The 16,547-nt window shown below is 70.0% G+C and carries 16 protein-coding genes and 1 tRNA gene; 12 read left to right on the forward strand and 5 right to left on the reverse strand.

Going from position 1 to position 16,547, the window contains the following annotated elements; translation table 11 throughout:
- The first annotated feature begins 122 nt into the window (after window positions 1-122).
- From ACFRKB_RS16530 to ACFRKB_RS16565, 8 genes are all read left to right on the forward strand, one after another.
- Window positions 123-347 carry a hypothetical protein gene (locus ACFRKB_RS16530; protein ID WP_383106509.1) on the forward strand — a complete coding sequence of 75 codons (225 nt, stop codon included), beginning with the start codon at window positions 123-125 and terminating at the stop codon, window positions 345-347.
- A 224-nt stretch (window positions 348-571) separates the two neighbouring features.
- Window positions 572-1,108, forward strand: a complete 537-nt coding sequence (locus ACFRKB_RS16535; protein WP_383106510.1) for a tRNA adenosine deaminase-associated protein — start codon at window positions 572-574, stop codon at window positions 1,106-1,108.
- Between the two features lie 200 nt (window positions 1,109-1,308).
- A complete protein-coding gene (tadA, locus tag ACFRKB_RS16540) occupies window positions 1,309-1,791 on the forward strand; it encodes a tRNA adenosine(34) deaminase TadA (RefSeq protein ID WP_383106512.1) in 483 nt (160 codons plus the stop codon).
- A gap of 101 nt (window positions 1,792-1,892) precedes the next feature.
- A tRNA-Ser gene (locus tag ACFRKB_RS16545) sits at window positions 1,893-1,977 on the forward strand.
- A gap of 170 nt (window positions 1,978-2,147) precedes the next feature.
- A complete protein-coding gene (locus ACFRKB_RS16550) occupies window positions 2,148-2,312 on the forward strand; it encodes a hypothetical protein (protein WP_165371796.1) in 165 nt (54 codons plus the stop codon).
- Window positions 2,313-2,379: 67 nt separating this feature from the next.
- The gene (locus tag ACFRKB_RS16555) at window positions 2,380-2,673 is read left to right on the forward strand and encodes a Dabb family protein (RefSeq protein ID WP_383106513.1); all 294 of its coding nucleotides are present in this window, start codon (window positions 2,380-2,382) and stop codon (window positions 2,671-2,673) included.
- Between the two features lie 175 nt (window positions 2,674-2,848).
- Window positions 2,849-3,679: an RNA polymerase sigma factor SigF gene (locus ACFRKB_RS16560; RefSeq protein WP_383106515.1), complete on the forward strand. Its 831-nt coding sequence runs from the start codon at window positions 2,849-2,851 to the stop codon at window positions 3,677-3,679.
- 234 nt (window positions 3,680-3,913) lie between these two features.
- A complete protein-coding gene (locus tag ACFRKB_RS16565; protein WP_030349953.1) occupies window positions 3,914-4,780 on the forward strand; it encodes an RNA polymerase sigma factor SigF in 867 nt (288 codons plus the stop codon).
- A gap of 72 nt (window positions 4,781-4,852) precedes the next feature.
- On the opposite strand, the gene ACFRKB_RS16570 is transcribed toward ACFRKB_RS16565, so the two are convergent.
- A complete protein-coding gene (locus tag ACFRKB_RS16570) occupies window positions 4,853-5,062 on the reverse strand; it encodes a hypothetical protein (protein ID WP_383106516.1) in 210 nt (69 codons plus the stop codon).
- Window positions 5,063-5,428: 366 nt separating this feature from the next.
- On the opposite strand from ACFRKB_RS16570, the gene ACFRKB_RS16575 reads away from it, so the two are divergent.
- The 4 genes from ACFRKB_RS16575 (at window position 5,429) to ACFRKB_RS16590 (ending at window position 10,153) form a co-directional block, all read left to right on the forward strand.
- Window positions 5,429-5,914, forward strand: coding sequence for a MarR family winged helix-turn-helix transcriptional regulator (locus ACFRKB_RS16575; protein ID WP_383106518.1), 486 nt, complete (start codon window positions 5,429-5,431; stop codon window positions 5,912-5,914).
- 97 nt (window positions 5,915-6,011) lie between these two features.
- Entirely contained in the window at window positions 6,012-8,531 is a 2,520-nt protein-coding gene (locus ACFRKB_RS16580; protein ID WP_463291739.1) for an MFS transporter, read from the forward strand.
- Between the two features lie 179 nt (window positions 8,532-8,710).
- Complete coding sequence (locus ACFRKB_RS16585) at window positions 8,711-9,595, forward strand: YceI family protein (RefSeq protein ID WP_383106520.1); 885 nt, start codon at window positions 8,711-8,713, stop codon at window positions 9,593-9,595.
- Between the two features lie 93 nt (window positions 9,596-9,688).
- A complete protein-coding gene (locus ACFRKB_RS16590) occupies window positions 9,689-10,153 on the forward strand; it encodes a PPOX class F420-dependent oxidoreductase (protein WP_365974422.1) in 465 nt (154 codons plus the stop codon).
- Between the two features lie 61 nt (window positions 10,154-10,214).
- Here ACFRKB_RS16590 and ACFRKB_RS16595 read toward each other — a convergent pair whose 3' ends face one another.
- From ACFRKB_RS16595 to ACFRKB_RS16610, 4 genes are all read right to left on the reverse strand, one after another.
- On the reverse strand, window positions 10,215-11,075 hold the full coding sequence (locus ACFRKB_RS16595; protein ID WP_383106522.1) for a TetR/AcrR family transcriptional regulator: 861 nt from the start codon (window positions 11,073-11,075) through the stop codon (window positions 10,215-10,217).
- Between the two features lie 123 nt (window positions 11,076-11,198).
- Window positions 11,199-12,782, reverse strand: coding sequence for an MFS transporter (locus ACFRKB_RS16600; RefSeq protein WP_383106523.1), 1,584 nt, complete (start codon window positions 12,780-12,782; stop codon window positions 11,199-11,201).
- Between the two features lie 149 nt (window positions 12,783-12,931).
- A complete protein-coding gene (locus tag ACFRKB_RS16605; protein WP_383106524.1) occupies window positions 12,932-15,127 on the reverse strand; it encodes an ArnT family glycosyltransferase in 2,196 nt (731 codons plus the stop codon).
- Window positions 15,124-16,536 carry a bifunctional glycosyltransferase family 2/GtrA family protein gene (locus ACFRKB_RS16610; RefSeq protein WP_383106525.1) on the reverse strand — a complete coding sequence of 471 codons (1,413 nt, stop codon included), beginning with the start codon at window positions 16,534-16,536 and terminating at the stop codon, window positions 15,124-15,126. Before ACFRKB_RS16610 ends, ACFRKB_RS16605 begins: the two co-directional genes overlap by 4 nt.
- Window positions 16,537-16,547: the final 11 nt, after the last annotated feature.

Genomic DNA, 16,547 nt, shown 5'->3' on the forward strand with positions numbered 1-16,547 from the left:
GCCAAGGCTGTACGCGCTGCCACCGCCCGGCTGGCATCAACCCCGGCAGGCGAGGGAAGGTGTGAGAAGGCCCCGGTACGACCCCGGAGCCGAGTGAGCAGCCTTGAGGTGGTGACGCATCCGTGCCGGACGAGGACCGGGAAGGCCGGGATCAGCGCGCCGAGGCGGAGGCCCGGACGGACGGTCGGGACGACGCCGGGGAGAGCGAGACGGAGCGCCGTCGGCGGCGCGCGCAGTTCCTGCGAGAGCTGAACGAGGCCAAGGCGCTGCGCGAGCGCGTGAAACCGCGCCAGGCCCGCGCGGCGCGGATGCGTCAGCAGATGCGGATGCGTACGTTCCGGTGGTGACCGGCCGACAGCCGCGCCCGGCGTGGGACGTACCTCACGTCCGTCCCGCATGCTCTTGGAAGGCATCCGGCGCCCGGGGCCGAACAGGGGCCTAATAAAATGGCCCGACGACGCAACGGTGGAAGACCTCTCGCGAAGCGTTCGTTTCTGCCACGATTCCGAGTGGGCGGGGCAGACCAGCGCACCGCCGGATCGTCACACCTCTGACCAGTGGGAGAGTCACGGTGTACTTCGCCGCACTGCTCGCGCGCACCGAAGACGGGTGGGAAGCGAGCGACACAGAGCTCGACGATGTGGAGACCTTGTCGGACCTGACCGACTTGGCCCGCGAAGCCTCGGTGGACGAGGACACGGTGCTCGTGTTTATCGAGCAGGAGGATGCCTGGTTCGGCATCATCCGCGTGGAGGGCGAGGAAGACCCTCGCATCTACGTCTCCGACGCGGCCGCGGCCGCGCGCTCCTCGTACGGGGAGATCCTCATTGATGAACTGCTCGGCAGGGACGACGACGACCCGGCCGACGACTTGGACACGCTGGACCTCGACGGTACGGAGGACGGCGAACCGGACGGGAACGACGAGGAGGAAGAGGACATCCCCGTGAAGAACGGGGAGACCGTGCCCGCGGGAGCCGTCGGCGACCGCGAGATTCTCACCGACCTCGGCCTGTCCGAGGCCGATCTGCTGGCGCTGGATTCCGATGCGATGGCCGAGATCGCGGAGGCTCTGGGAGCCGCCGAGGTGCTGGAGACCGTTCGATAGGGCCTGCCTTCCGGATCAGGCCGGATCAGGGAGCGGGGCCTGGTGCCGTGGATCGCAAGGCGGAGGAGGGAGCCCACACAGGAGCGGATGGGGTCTCCCCTGGTCGAGCGAAGCCGAGACCTTGGGGATGACTGACGACGACGCCGCGAGGCGCGGCACCAGGGCACGCGAGCCCGGCAAGATCTGGAAGGCAGGCCCTGATGATCCGGCACGACCCGGCGCCCGACCCGGTACGCGCACCGTGGCGGGGGGCCATGCGCCTCGCCCTGGAGGAGGCCGCACGCGCTGCCCTGTCCGGTGATGTACCGGTCGGCGCCGTCGTGCTGTCCCCGGACGGCACGGTGCTCGCCACGGGCCACAACGAACGCGAGGCCACGGGCGACCCGACGGCGCATGCGGAGATCCTGGCGATCCGCAGGGCCGCCGGGCAGCTCGGAGCCTGGCGGCTCACGGAGTGCACGCTGGTGGTGACCCTGGAGCCGTGCACGATGTGCGCGGGAGCGATCGTCCAGTCCCGGGTGGACCGCGTGGTGTTCGGCGCGCTCGACGAGAAGGCGGGGGCGGCCGGCTCGCTCTGGGACGTCGTACGCGACCGGCGGCTCAACCACCGGCCCGAGGTGATCCACGGGGTCCTCGCGGAGGAGTGCGCCGACCTGCTGACGTCGTTCTTCCGGGATCGCTGACCAGCCGTCGGGCAGCCGCCGGCCAGCCATCTGGCGGCCCTCGGGCGGCTATCGGGATATCGATTTCGGAGCACGGCCCACCTTGGGCTAAGCTCTCTCTCGGTAGCGTGTCCGAGCGGCCGAAGGAGCTCGCCTCGAAAGCGAGTGTGGGGAAACTCACCGAGGGTTCAAATCCCTCCGCTACCGCTCTTGTGAAGGGTCCCGGCGCAGTGCGCCGGGACCCTTCCGGCATGTATGGGCCAGGACGTCCGGCTTTCGGGGCCGGAGCGGTGTGGGAGAACGACCTCTGGGCAGAGGCGTTCATACGGTTAGACTCACGCGCGACCGCACTGGGGAGACAGGGGAGGAAGCGGCGCATGGGGCAAGCGAGAAAGATCGTGCTGTACGCGGTCGCCGTCTTCGTGCTGTACACGATCATCACGTCGCCTGCTCGGGCCGCCGATCTTGTCCAGGTAGGGTTCGAGGGCATTTCGAGCGCCGCCCAGGGTGTCGGCGAGTTCATGTCCGAGCTCATCAACTGACCGGCATTCAGCCACGCTGCGGCCCTCGCCCCCTCACTCTCTCCTCCGCGTCCTCCAAGGAGTGCCCGTGATCCGCCACCTGGTCCTCTTCAAGCTCAATGAGGGTGTCTCGCGCGACGAGCCGCGCGTCGTCGCGGGGGCGGAGGCCTTCAGGGAGCTCGGCGGGCAGGTGCCCGAGCTGGAGTTCTGGGAGTGCGCCTGGAACATCACCGACCGCCCGATCGCCTATGACTTCGCCATCAACGCGGCCGTCTCCGACCGCGAGGCGCTCCAGCGCTATCTGGACCACCCGGCGCACCAGGCGGGCGTCGCGCAGTGGCGTGAATTCGCCACCTGGGTGATCGCCGACTACGAGTTCTGAGCCGTCGGCCTCCTCGCCCCGCACCCATTCGGTGTGGGGCTTTTGAGGTTATTGCTCCATCCTGCCGTCAACACGGTTTTTTCAGGTGCTTGCACACAGTGGACATGTCTTGTGATGCTATGACCGCTTTTGACGGATGAGTTGACGTAGTCGACCGCAAAGGGGTGGCGTCACCGTGCCGGCCAGTACTACGCCTCAACTGCTGCCCCAGATCGAGACCGAGCCCCGCCCCGCCGCGCAGAGCAGGGGCGCGGACACCAGGGCACTGACCCAGGTCCTCTTCGCCGAGCTGAAGGAGCTTGAGCCGGGCAGCGAGGAACACACCCGGGTACGCGGAGCGCTCATCGAGGCGAATCTGCCGCTGGTGCGGTACGCGGCGGCCCGGTTCCGCAGCCGCAACGAGCCCATGGAGGACGTCGTCCAGGTCGGCACGATCGGTCTGATCAACGCCATCGACCGGTTCGACCCGGACCGCGGGGTGCAGTTCCCCACGTTCGCGATGCCGACGGTCGTCGGCGAGATCAAACGCTACTTTCGGGACAATGTACGGACGGTCCATGTCCCCCGTCGGCTGCACGAGCTGTGGGTACAGGTCACCGGCGCGACCGAGGACCTGACGACGGCACACGGCCGCTCCCCCACGACCGCCGAGATCGCCGAGCGGCTGAAGATCTCCGAGGACGAGGTACTGGCCTGCATCGAGGCCGGGCGCTCGTACCACGCGACGTCGCTGGAGGCCGCCCAGGAGGGCGACGGGCTGCCGGGCCTGCTGGACAGGCTCGGTTACGAGGACCCGGCGCTGGCCGGGGTCGAGCACCGCGATCTGGTGCGGCATCTGCTCGTACAACTGCCCGAGCGGGAGCAGCGGATCCTGATGCTGCGCTATTACAACAACCTGACGCAATCACAGATCAGTCAGGAATTGGGAGTTTCCCAGATGCATGTGTCAAGACTTCTGGCCAGAAGTTTCGCCCGGCTGAGATCCGCAAATCGGATCGAGTCGTAACCCTCAGGGGTAGACCCTCTTCGTCTCCTCTTCGCGGCCCGAAAACCCCCACACCCCCTCTTTCCAGGGCGGATTCAGCACTCACTTGTCGACATGTCACTACAGCGTGTTGCCGACATGTGACATTCTGCTTGAACCGCGTTTGCCGCAGTCCCGGCGCCGGTATTCAGGTGGAGGCTGCGTTCCACCGACGGGAGCGGCCGACGCGACCGTCCGCGACCTCAAGGGGGTGGCATGTCCGTAGAACAGGGCAGCTCGAAGGTGCTCACGCTCACAAAGAGCGCTCCCGCGCCCGATGCTCTCGACCACGTGGTCCAGCCGCGCGTGTCCCAGCCGGAAGCCATCGACACCCGCACTCTGTCCCGCTCTCTGTTCCTGCGGCTCGCCGTGCTCGATCAGGACAGCCCGGAGCGCACCTACGTACGTGACACCCTCATCGAGCTGAATCTGCCGCTGGTGCGGTACGCGGCGGCCCGGTTCCGCAGCCGCAACGAGCCCATGGAGGACATCGTCCAGGTCGGCACGATCGGCCTGATCAAGGCGATCGACCGGTTCGACTGCGAACGCGGCGTGGAATTCCCGACGTTCGCGATGCCGACCGTGGTCGGCGAGATCAAACGGTTCTTCCGGGACACCTCATGGTCGGTGCGGGTGCCGCGCCGGCTCCAGGAGCTGCGTCTCGCGCTGACGAAGGCCAGCGACGAGCTGGCGCAGAAGCTGGACCGCTCGCCGACCGTTCCCGAACTCGCCGCCGTACTGGGCGTGTCGGAGGAGGACGTGGTCGACGGCCTCGCGGTCGGCAACGCGTACACCGCTTCCTCGCTGGACTCGCCCTCTCCTGAGGACGACGGCGGGGAGGGCTCGCTCGCGGACCGGCTCGGCTACGAGGACATGGCGCTGGAGGGCGTCGAGTACCGCGAGTCGCTCAAGCCGCTCCTCGCCAAACTGCCGCCCCGCGAGCGGCAGATCATCATGCTCCGGTTCTTCGCGAACATGACCCAGTCGCAGATCGGCGAAGAGGTGGGCATCTCCCAGATGCATGTCTCGCGGCTGCTGACCCGTACGCTCGCGCAGCTGCGGGAAGGGCTGATCTCGGACTGAGGCCGGTGGACCCCGCCCCTCGCCCGTGCTCGGGCGATGTCGCGGGCGGGGTTCGGAAACGACCGGACCGGGTCAGGCGAAGGCCAGCCAGGCCACCACGGCCAAGACCACGACGGCCGCGACAACGCCGACGATCACTCCGGCCTTCGGCCCACTCTGCTGAGGCGGCGCCTGCCGGCGCTGCGGCTCGCCGTCGTCGACGAACGCACGGAACATCTGGGTGCTGCCCGCGGGGTCGGGATTGCCCTGGGGGCCCTGCGGGGCATGGGGGTTGTGTGCCATACGGCAGGACCCTAGCGAACGCGCGGACCCCGTCCAACGCCGGGCCCGCCCCTGACTGATATGGCGCTGCCCGCCGACTGATACGCCCCCCTTTGCCAGGCCGTCGCCCTGCCAGGCCATCGCTCCGCCAGGCCGATCGCGTTGCCAGGCCGATCGCGCTCGATGCCGGGCCGACCGGTGTTCCCCTTACCGGGCCGGACAGCTCTCCTTGGCAGGCCGGACAGCTCCCGCGCCGGGCATTGACCCCGTCCATACGAAGCCTTTTGGGTTCCTTTACTCCACTCGGCCCGTTTTAGTTTGCCTGCAGCAACCAACGGCTTCTATGGTTCTATGGTTGCCCCAAGCAACAAGATGTCGGGAGGGCCCATGGCCGCAGCACAGAGTCAGTACGCGGAACTGGCCCGACAGCTCAGTGCCATCGGCGCCGTCAAACGGGGGCTGGCGCGCACCCTGCCCGCCGAGTGCCCCGCCGGCACGGCCGCCGTCCTGACCCTGCTCGACCGGCACGGCGAGATGCGGATGAGCCGCCTCGCCGAGCTGCTCGCCGTCGACATGTCGGTGACCAGCAGACATGTCGCCCATGCCGCCGAGCGTGGCTGGATCGAGCGGTCCCCTGACCCCGGGGACAAGCGCTCACGCATCCTGCGGCTCACCCCGGCGGGCCGGGAGCTGATCGACGAGCTCGCCCGCCGGACGACCGAAATGTTCGCGCGGACGCTCGACGACTGGACCGACGACGAGGTCGGGCAGCTGGTCACGATGCTGGAGCGGCTGCGCAGCAGCTTCGGCGACTGCCGGGACTGGCGTTACCAAGATTCGTACACCCGTACACCCATGCGGCACGAGACGTAAGACAAGGAACTCAATGGCTACGACCACACCAGCGGGTGTGCGGGGCGGCCACGCCAAGCGCGGAGGCGGCGCCCCCGCCTCCGTGAACGGCGCGCCGATGACACACCGTCAGATCATGGAGGCGCTCTCCGGGCTGCTTCTGGGCATGTTCGTCGCGATCCTGTCGTCGACGATCGTCTCCAACGCCCTGCCGGAGATCATCTCCGACCTCGGCGGCGGACAGAGCGCCTACACCTGGGTGGTGACCGCTTCGCTGCTGGCGATGACGGCGACCACCCCGCTGTGGGGCAAGCTCTCCGACCTCTTCAGCAAGAAGCTGCTGGTTCAGATATCCCTGGTCATCTATGTCTCGGGCTCGATCGTGGCCGGCCTCTCGCAGAGCGCCGGGATGCTGATCGCCTGCCGGGTGGTCCAGGGCATCGGCGTCGGCGGTCTCTCCGCCCTCGCCCAGATCGTGATGGCCGCGATGATCGCGCCGCGTGAGCGGGGCCGGTACAGCGGCTACCTCGGCGCGACCTTCGCCGTCGCCACCGTCGGCGGCCCGCTGCTCGGCGGTGTCATCACCGACACCTCGTGGCTGGGCTGGCGCTGGTGCTTCTACGTCGGCGTCCCGTTCGCCTTCATCGCGCTGATCGTGCTCCAGAAGACCCTGAAGCTCCCGGTCATCCGGCGCGAAGGGGTCAAGGTCGACTGGTTCGGAGCCTTCTTCATCAGCACGGCCGTCTCGCTGCTGCTGGTGTGGGTCACCTTCGCGGGCAACAAGTACGACTGGATCTCGTGGCAGACGTACGCGATGGTCGGCGGATCGGTGCTGCTCGGCGCCGCGTTCATCCTCGTCGAGTCGAAGGCGCGCGAGCCGATCATCCCGCTGCGGCTCTTCCGTAACCGCACGATCACGCTCGCCTCGCTGGCCTCGCTCTTCGTCGGTATCGCGATGTTCGCCGGCACGGTCTTCTTCAGCCAGTACTTCCAGCTGGCCCGCGACAAGTCGCCGACGATGTCCGGTGTCATGACCATCCCGATGATCGGTGGTCTGTTCGTCTCCTCCACCGTCTCCGGCATGATCATCACCAAGACGGGACGCTGGAAGATCTGGCTGGTCAGCGGTGGTGTGCTGGTGACGGCCGGGCTCGGCCTGCTGGGCACCCTGCGGTACGACACCCCGTACTGGCACATGGCGGTCTATATGGCCCTGATGGGTCTCGGCGTCGGCATGATGATGCAGAACCTGGTCCTGTGCACACAGAACCAGGTCTCCCCGGAGGACCTCGGCGCCGCCAGCTCCACCGTCACCTTCTTCCGCTCACTGGGCGGTGCGGTCGGCGTCTCGGCGCTGGGCGCGGTGCTCGGCAACCGGGTCACGCACTACGTCAAGGAGGGTCTGGCCGACCTCGGTCCTGAGGGCGCGGCCCTCGGCCACGGCGGCACCGGCGGCGGCGCCATCCCGAATCTGGACACGCTGCCCGCCCCGATGCGGCAGGTCATGGAGGTGGCGTACGGCCATGGCGTCGGCGATGTCTTCCTCTACTCGGCACCGGCCGCGCTGGTCGCGCTGCTGCTGACGCTGTTCATCAAAGAGGTCGCGCTGAAGTCGCGGGCCGGCTCCGAGACGACGGGGGCCGCGGCCCCCGCGGCGGCGACCGCGCCGGTCTCGACGACCACCGCGATACCCGCGCTGTCCGAAACGACGCCGTCGCCGGCGGCGGTGCCCGTGGCGGCGGTGTCCGGAATGGCAGCGGCTTCTGGAGGGACCATGACAGCTGGATCTGCTGGATCGGCTGGATTTGATGGATCGGCTGGATCGGCTGGATCGGCAGGGTCTGCCGAATCGTCGTTCGCGGCACCCGTGCCGGGCACCGCCGTACGGGGTGTGGTGCTCGGCTCCGAGGGCACGCCGGTGCCCCGCGCCGCCATCACCCTGATCTCCCTGGCCGGACGGCAGCTGGCCCGCTCGGTCGCCCAGTCCGACGGCGGCTACCTCCTGGACGCGCCGGGCGCCGGCTCGTACGTACTGATCGCCTCCGCCGACGGCTTCCAGCCGCAGGCGTCCACGGTGGTCGTCGGGGACGGACCGCTCTCGTACGACATCCTGCTCTCCGGTACGAGCGGCCTCACCGGGGCCGTGCGCGCCGCGGACGGCGGGTACCCGATCGAGGGCGCGATGGTGATCGTGACCGATGTGCGCGGCGATGTGCTGGCCACCGGGAAGTCGTCCGGGCAGGGCGAGTTCGCCTTCAGCGAGCTGGTCCCCGGCTATGTGACCGTCGCGGTCAACGCCGCCGGCTACCGTCCGCTGGCCCTGCCGGTGGAGATAGGCGGCCAGGGCGTCACCCGCGTCGAGGCGGTCCTCCTCTCCGGCGCCCTGGTCCAGGGCACGGTCAGGGCGGGCGCGGCCCGCCGCCCGGCGCACGACGCCCGGGTGACGCTGGTCGACGCGGCCGGAAACGTGGTCGCGACGGCGACGACCGGGGAGGACGGGGCGTACGCCTTCGCCGACCTGGACTCGGGCGAGTACACGGTCATCGCGACCGGCTACCCGCCGGTGGCGGGCTCGCTGACGGTCACCGGCCGCGGCGTCGACGGCCACGACATCGAACTCGCCCACCCCGGCGAGTAGGTCCCGGACAGGGACTGGTCGAAACCCCCGGACCGCGTGGCGCTTGTAGCGGGCGCCGCGCCGGTCGGGTGCGGAAACGGGCTCCGGTGGCGGGGGCGGCGGGCAGGGGACGGCCTGCCTGCCCCCGGCCGGAGCCCGGCTCTTTATGGGACCGAGGGACCGAGGGAGAGAGAAACGGGATGGGACTTCGCGGACAGGTACGGACGCGGGACGGCTGGGCCGTGCAGCACGCGGTCGTGACCATGACCGATATGAGCGGTACGCAGGTGCTGCGGGAGGGGGCCGACGAGAACGGCGCGGTACGGACCGAGGCGGCGCTGGCGCCGGGCCCGTACACCGTGGTCGTGACGGCAGTCGGTTACGCACCCGTCGCCTCCACGGCGCTGGTGACGGCGAGCGGGCGGGCCGAGGTCGGCACGGTGGTCCTGGCCCGGCAGGGCGGGGTCGAACTGCCGCCGCCGGGCGCCTGGAGCCTGGATCCGGCGCACTCGGCGGTGAGCGCGGTGGCGCAGCATCTGGGGATCTCCAGCGTGCGCGGGCGGTTCACGGAGTTCGGGGGGCGGATCGAGATCGCGGAGGGCGGCGCCGGGGCCCCGGCGGGCGCGGGGAGCGCGGGAGGGGCGGGAAGCGCGGGAGGGGCGTACGGAGTTGAGGCGTCGCGCGTCGACGCGGTGATCAACGCGGCGAGCATCGACACCGGCAACGCGCTGCGGGACAAGCACCTCAGGTCGCCCGACTTCCTGGACGTGGAGCGCTTCCCGGAGATCACGTACAGCAGTACGGGACTGACCCCCGCGGGCCCCGACCGCTGGACCGTGCACGGGGTGCTGTCGCTGCACGGCGTCGTACGCGAAGTGGCCCTGGACCTGAGCTATCTGGGCACCGGACCCGACCCGTGGGGCGGGGTACGGGCGGCCTTCCGCGCGACCACGGAGCTGCGCCGGGAGGACTTCGCCATGAACTACAACCAGGTGGTGCAGGCGGGGATTTCGGCGATCGGGACGACGCTGCGGGTGGAGCTGGACATCCAGGCGGTCCAGGGCGAGAGCCTGCCGGGTGTGTGATCGCGGGGCGGGGTGTGGCTCGGGCGAGGGCTGCGGCTCGGGCGAGGGGTGTGGTTCCCGGCGGGCGGGCTCCGAGGTCGTAGGCTGCGCGGCATGGCACCGAATATCGCGACGAATACGACCGTTGACCTCGCCGGGCTGCTGGAGTTCGTACGCCCCAGGCACCGCGCGATCCTGCTGACCACCCGTTCCGACGGCCGGCCGCAGGGCTCCCCGCTCTCCTGTGGCGTCGACGACTCGGGCCGGATCGTCGTCTCCACGTACCCCGAGCGCGCCAAGACGCGGAACGCCAAGCGGGACGAACGGGTGAGCGTGATCGTCCTGTCGGACGACTGGAACGGCCCGTGGGTGCAGGTCGACGGTACGGCCGAGGTGATCGACTCGCCGGAGTCGGTCGAGCCGCTGGTCGAGTACTACCGGAACATCGCGGGCGAGCATCCCGACTGGGACGAGTACCGGGAAGCGATGGTGAAGCAGGGGAAGTCCATCATCCGGATCACCCCGGAGCGCTGGAGTCCTCTTGCCACCGGCGGCTTCCCGGCCCGTCTCGTCTCGTAGGTCTTGTCCCTGGGAGCGGGCCGGCCGTCCTCCCGTGGGCCCGTAAGCCCCCGGTAAAGGCTCAGCTCCGGGCCCTGTCCCCGCTCGGGTCGTGGGGCCCGTCCTCCGCCCCGGCGCGGGGCCGGGGCTGTCCGGCGGCGGCCCGGTCGCGCTCCCGCATCGCCTCGATGCCCGCGATGAGGAGTTCGATCGCGAACGTGAAGTCGCGTTGGCGCATCTCCGCCACCGTATCGCCGCCGCGCGCCTCCATCAGTTCGTCCGCGTCCTCGAACGACGCCTGGAACCGCGGCTGTTCGTTGATGGCGCCCATCGCCTGCCGGAAGTACTCGTCCTGGGTCAGCCCGGCGTCGGCGCAGCGCTGTACGAAGTGGCCCTCGATCGTGCCGAATCCGTACACGAACTGGAAGACCGCCGCCAGGCCGCCCATCCGGCTGTGCGGCGCCAGGCCCGTCCGGGCCATGACAGCCTGCACGGCCGCCGAGAAGGCCATCGAGTGCGGGCCGATGTTCAGATATCTGCCGATGAGCGGCGACACCCAGTGGTGCCTGACCAGCACTTCCCGGTAGCTGGTGGTCAGTTCGCGCAGCTGGTCGCGCCAGTCGGCGTCCTCGTCCGTCATATCGGGGACCCGGACCTCGCCGAAGACGGAGTCCAGGGCGAGTTCGAGGAGGTCGTCCTTGGTGTCGACGTACCAGTAGAGGGACATGGCGGTCACCCCGAGCTCCGCGGCCAGCCGCCGCATCGAGAACTTCGCCGGGCCCTCCGTGTCGAGCAGCCGTACCGAGACCGCTGTGATGCGGTCGCGGTCCAGGACGGCTGGATGGTCCGCGTTCTCGTTCCTGCGGCCGCGGCCCGCGGGCTTCCCCTCCAGCCACACGCTGGTACGGGTCGGCCGCTTGGCGCGATCGGCTTCCGACACCATGGGTGAGCCTCCTCGTTCCCGCCGGCCGGGCTTCGGCCGGACTCCACTTCCCTCGAGCCGGAGCATCCGACGATGCCGGGCATCCAAGGAGCCGGAGCCCGGACGCCTGCCGCTCTTCCGATGCTATGCCGCCCCTGACACGGAGTCCGACGGGGAGCCGGACGACGAGGCCGACGGGGAGCCCGGGGAGGACCCCGGAGAGCCCGGAGAGCCCGGTGTGGGGTTCGCGCGCTCCGCCCGGCGCAGCAGCAGCGCGGCCAGCAGACCGCCCGCCAGCACGGCCACGGCCCCGACCAGCTGGCTCGTCTCCAGGCTCGACGCGAACGCCTCGGAGATGCTCAGCCGCTCCGCCTCCCCGTCCGCCGCCGCGAGCGCGGCGGGCAGCGAGGCGGCCCCCACCGCCGCCGGGACGAGCGCGGCGAAGCGGGAGTTGAGCACGGCGCCCAGGACGGCGACCCCGAGACCGTTGCCGAACTCGGCCAGCGTGCCGTTGATGCCCGCGCCGACCCCGGCCTTCTCCGGCGGGATCGCGCTCATGATGGCGTTCGCCATGGCCGGCATGGAGAGGGCGACACCCGCGCCCATCACGATCAGGCCGAGCAGCATCCCGCCGTACCCATGGGCGCCGAGCACCGCGATCGCGGCGAGCCCGGCGGACACCAGGACCATGCCGAGCGCGATGGTGCCCGGCGTGCCGAGCTTCCGTACGGCCAGCGCGCCGACGCCCGCGAGGTTCAGGACGATGACGCTGACGGCGAGCGGAGCCGTGCGCAGACCGGCGTCCAACGGCCCGTATCCCAGGACGAACTGGAGATGCTGGGTCAGCAGGAAGAGCGAGCCGGTCATCCCGAAGGCGACGAAGATGGCCCCCGCCACCGCCCCCACGAAGCGCTGGTCGCGGAAGAAGTGCATGTCCAGCATCGGATACGGGACGCGCAGCTCCCAGAACACGAACAGGCCGAGGACGACCAGGCCGACGGAGACCGCGAGCAGCACCTGACCGGAGAGCCAGCCGTGGTCGGGCCCGGAGATGATCGCGTACACGACGGCGGTCATGCCGATGGTGGAGAGCAGCGCGCCGAGCAGATCGGGGCGGTCGCCCTCCTTGCTCTTCGACTCCGGTACGAGCGCGGCGACCGCGATCACCCCGAGCACCGCGACCGGGATGTTGATCAGGAAGATCGCGCCCCACCAGAAGTGGTCGAGCATGGCCCCGCCGATCAGCGGACCGGCGGCGAAACCTAGGGAGTTGACGGTCGACCAGATGCCGATCGCCTTGATGCGCTCGGTGTTGTCGAACAGCTGGACCACGACGGCGAGGGTCGTGGTGATCAGCAGCGCGCCCCCGACGCCCATTCCGGCGCGGGCGGCGATCAACTGGGCGCTGGACTGGGCGAGTCCGGCGCAGAGAGAACCGATCCCGAACAGCACGAGGCCCACGATCAGCAGCTTCTTGCGGCCGTACCGGTCGGCGGCGTTGCCCGCGGTGAGCAGCAGGCCCGACTGGACCAGGGAGTAGGCGTTGATCATCCACTGGATGTCGGCGGTGGAGGCGTGCAGTTCGCGGGTGAGGGACGGGATCGCGACGCTGAGGACGGTGTTGTCGAGCAGCACGGTGAGCTGGGCGAGACAGATGACACCGAGAATCAGCCAGCGCTGCGGGTGGCGTGCGGGGGCGGTGTGGTGCTCGGCGGCTGTCGCCGTCATGGAGGTCTCCTTGTACGGTGTACGGGAACCGTCGCCGTACACCGTACAAGAGCCTCCCTTACGCCGTATAGCATTTAATCGTGTCGGCGCGCCCTCCCGACGGCGCGCCCGGACGTCGGCCGGCCCCCGTCGGCTGAGTCCTTGTCGGGTCAGGCCTCCTGAGTCAGGTCGTAGAGGGTCACGCCGTCGACGGTGACCTTCTTGAAGGTGGACTCCACCCATGTGGAGATCCCGGAGTTGGAACCGCCGAAGCCGCCACCACCCCGGCCACCACCGCCGCCCTCGCCGCCGCCACCGCCGCCCTCGCCGCTCACCAGGAAGTAGTGGATCTTCCCGTCCTCGACGTACTGCTTGAACTGGTCGAGGGTCGGGGACGGATCGCTGCCGTTGAAGCCGCCGATCGCCATGACGGGTTTCTCGGTGGCGAGTTGATAGCTGGCCGCGTTCTGGGAGCCGATGGTCGCCGCGACCCAGGTGTAGTCGGAGGCGTCCTTCTTGAGCGCGGCCTCGGCCTCGGAGCTGACGGTCTGGCCGTTGAGGAGGCCGCCCATGGCGCCTCCGCCGCCCATACCGCCCCGGCCGGCCGGACCGCCCTCGGGCAGCGCGCCGTTCGGCGACAGCTGGGGCCAGCCGCCGGCGGCCGGGGGCTGTCCCTGACCCTGCCCCTGCCCCTGTGCCTGGCCCTGGATCCGGCCCTGCCTCTGGCCCTGGCCCTGGCCTTGTCCCTGAGCCTGGCCCGCTGCCTGCTGACCGGGAGGCATCATCCCGGCCTCAGCGGCGCCCACGACACCTCGGGGCCCGCCACCGCCGAAGCCGCCTCCCCGTGCGACGGCCGGTCCCGCCGTGATGATCGAGCCCCGGTACGCGGTGTTGACCGTGGTCAGCGTGTACGCGAGCGGTCCGGCAAGCGAGGCCGCGACCGCGAGACCCGCCGCCGCGAGCGCCAGCGGCAGGCCGAGCCTGCCAACGGCGAGCAGCCCCACGGCGGCCAGCAGACCGCCGATCAGCACCGCCCACCGCAGCCACGGCACATAGTCCGGGGTCCGGCCGAGCAGTACGTACGCCCACACCGCCGTCCCCGCCGCCGCGAGCGCCAGCGCCGCCGACGCCAGGATCCTGGCGCGCTCCTCCCAGAGCACGGTGACGCCCATGCCGATGACGGCCGCGATGTACGGCGCCAGCGCCACGGTGTAGTACTCGTGGAAGATGCCGGCCATGAAGCTGAAGACCGCGAGGGTCACCAGCAGCGAGCCGCCCCACACCAGGAACGCCGCGCGGGCCGTGTCCGTACGCGCGCTCCGCCGGGTCACGACGAGTCCGACGACGAGCAGCAGCAGTGCGGCAGGGAGCAGCCAGGAGATCTGGCCGCCGATGGACTCGCTGAACATCCGGCCGATTCCGGCGGCGCCACCGCGACCGAACCCGCCTCCGCCACCTCCGCCGACGCTTCCGACCTCGTCGCCGTTGATCCGGCCGAGGCCGTTGTAGCCGAAGGTCAGTTCAAGGAACGAGTTGGTCTGGGAGCCGCCGATGTACGGACGTGAGGACGCGGGCCACAGCTCCACGATCGCGACCCACCAGCCGCCGGAGACGACGACCGCGAGACCGGCCAGCGCGAGCTGGCCGAGCCGGCGCCGTACGGACGTGGGCGCGCACACCGCGTACACCAGCGCCAGCGCCGGCAGGATCAGAAACCCCTGGAGCGTCTTGGTCAGGAACGCGAAGCCGATCGCGATCCCGGCCCACACCAGCCATTTGGTCCGTCCGGCCTCCAGCGCGCGCAGTACGCAGTAGACGGCGGTGGTCATCAGCAGCGCGAGCAGCGCGTCCGGGTTGTTGAAGCGGAACATCATCACGGCGACGGGCGTGAGCGCCAGCACCAGGGCCGCGGTCAGTCCGGCGACGGCGCTGAAGCGACGGCGTACGGCGGCGTACAGCACCGCTACCGTCCCGAGCCCCATCAGCACCTCGGGCACCAGGATCTGCCACGAGCCGAGCCCGAAGAGCCGTACGGACAGGGCCATCGGCCAGAGCGCGGCCGGGGGCTTGTCGACGGTGATGGAGTTGCCCGCGTCGGAGGAGCCGAAGAAGAACGCCTTCCAGCTCTCGCTGCCCGCCTGGACGGCGGCGGAGTAGAAGGAGTTGGCGTAACCGGAATCGCTCAGATTCCACAGCTGGAGCACTCCGGAGACCAGCAGGATGGCGAGCAGGGCCGGGCGTACCCAGCCGGCGTCTTCGGCCCTGCCCCGCCAGAAGCGGCCGGCGCGGCCGGCGCGGCCGGCGGCGCGATGGCCCTGGTGGTGCGCCGTCGCCGGATGCCCGTCGGGCTGAAGGATCGTGGTCATCGTGCGGTCCTTGAGTCGAGGTCGGGGGTGTCGGAAGAGGTGGGGGCGGGAGAGGTGGAGGCGGGAGAGGGAACGGGACCGGCCGCTGTGGCGGACGAGGCGGGAGCGGTGGGTGGTGCGGAGGCGGGAGCGGTGGCCGGGGCGGTGTCGCGGGCCGGGAGGTCGTCCGTACGGCGCTCGGGGAAGACCCAGGCGCGCAGGAGCAGGAAGCGCAGCACCGTCGCGGCGAGGTTGGCGGCGATCAGCACGGCCAGCTCCGCGGAGTGGGAGGGGGTGCCCGTGGCCGTGTCCAGGGCCGCCAGTGAACCGCTGGTCAGGGCGAGTCCGATGGCGAAGACGACCAGGCCCTGGGCCTGGTGACGGACGGCACGCTCGCGGCCCCGTACGCCGAAGGTGAGCCTCCGGTTGGCCGCCGTGTTGGCGACCGCGGAGACCAGCAGGGCGGCGGCGTTGGCGAGTTGTGGACTCGCCATTGCGCGGAATCCGGAGTACAGCAGAAGATAGAAGAGCGTGGACAGGGCGCCCACGAAGCAGAAGCCGACCAGTTGCCGGGCGAGTCCGCCGGGCACCCCACCGATCCGGCGGTCCCTCGGGTCATCCCCGAATGGCCTGGCCAGCCGGTCCAGAGGCAGCGCGCCCACCGCGAGTGCCCGCCCCACCCGCCAGACGCCCTTGAGATCCTCGGTCGCGGTCTTGACGATATGGACCGTGCTGTCGGGGTCGTCGATCCAGTCCACCGGGACTTCATGGATCCGCAGTCCGGCGCGTTCGGCGAGCACGAGCATCTCCGTGTCGAAGAACCACCCGGTGTCCTCGACCATCGGCAGCAGCCGCTGGGCGACATCACGCCGTATGGCCTTGAACCCACACTGCGCGTCGCTGAAGCGCGCGGAGAGAGAGGACTTGAGGATGAGGTTGTAGGCCCGCGAGATGAACTCGCGCTTGGGGCCGCGTACGACCCGCGCCGAACGGGAGAGCCGTGACCCGATCGCCAGATCCGAGTGGCCCGAGATCAGCGGCGCCACGAGCGGGAGGAGTGCGTTGAGATCGGTGGACAAATCCACGTCCATATAGGCGAGGACGGGTGCGTCGGAGTGCGACCACACGGTACGGAGGGCCCTGCCACGGCCCTTCTGCTCCAGGCGGTACGCGCGTACTTCCGGGATCTCCGTGTCGAGCCGGGCCGCGACCTGCGGGGTCCGGTCGGTGCTGGCGTTGTCGGCGATCGTGATGCGAAAGCTGTACGGGAAGGTGCGGGCCAGGTGTTGGTGCAGACGCCGCACACATGGTTCGAGGTCCTGCTCCTCGTTGTAGACGGGGATCGTCACGTCAAGCACGGGGGCATCGGTCACCTCGACCGGGAGATGCTCCCGGGCCGGGAGTGTGCCCCATGAAGTGTCGGTTCGCATGACCCGACATT

Source organism: Streptomyces scopuliridis (genome assembly GCF_042790125.1).
GTDB classification, from domain to species: Bacteria; Actinomycetota; Actinomycetes; order Streptomycetales; family Streptomycetaceae; genus Streptomyces; species Streptomyces scopuliridis_A.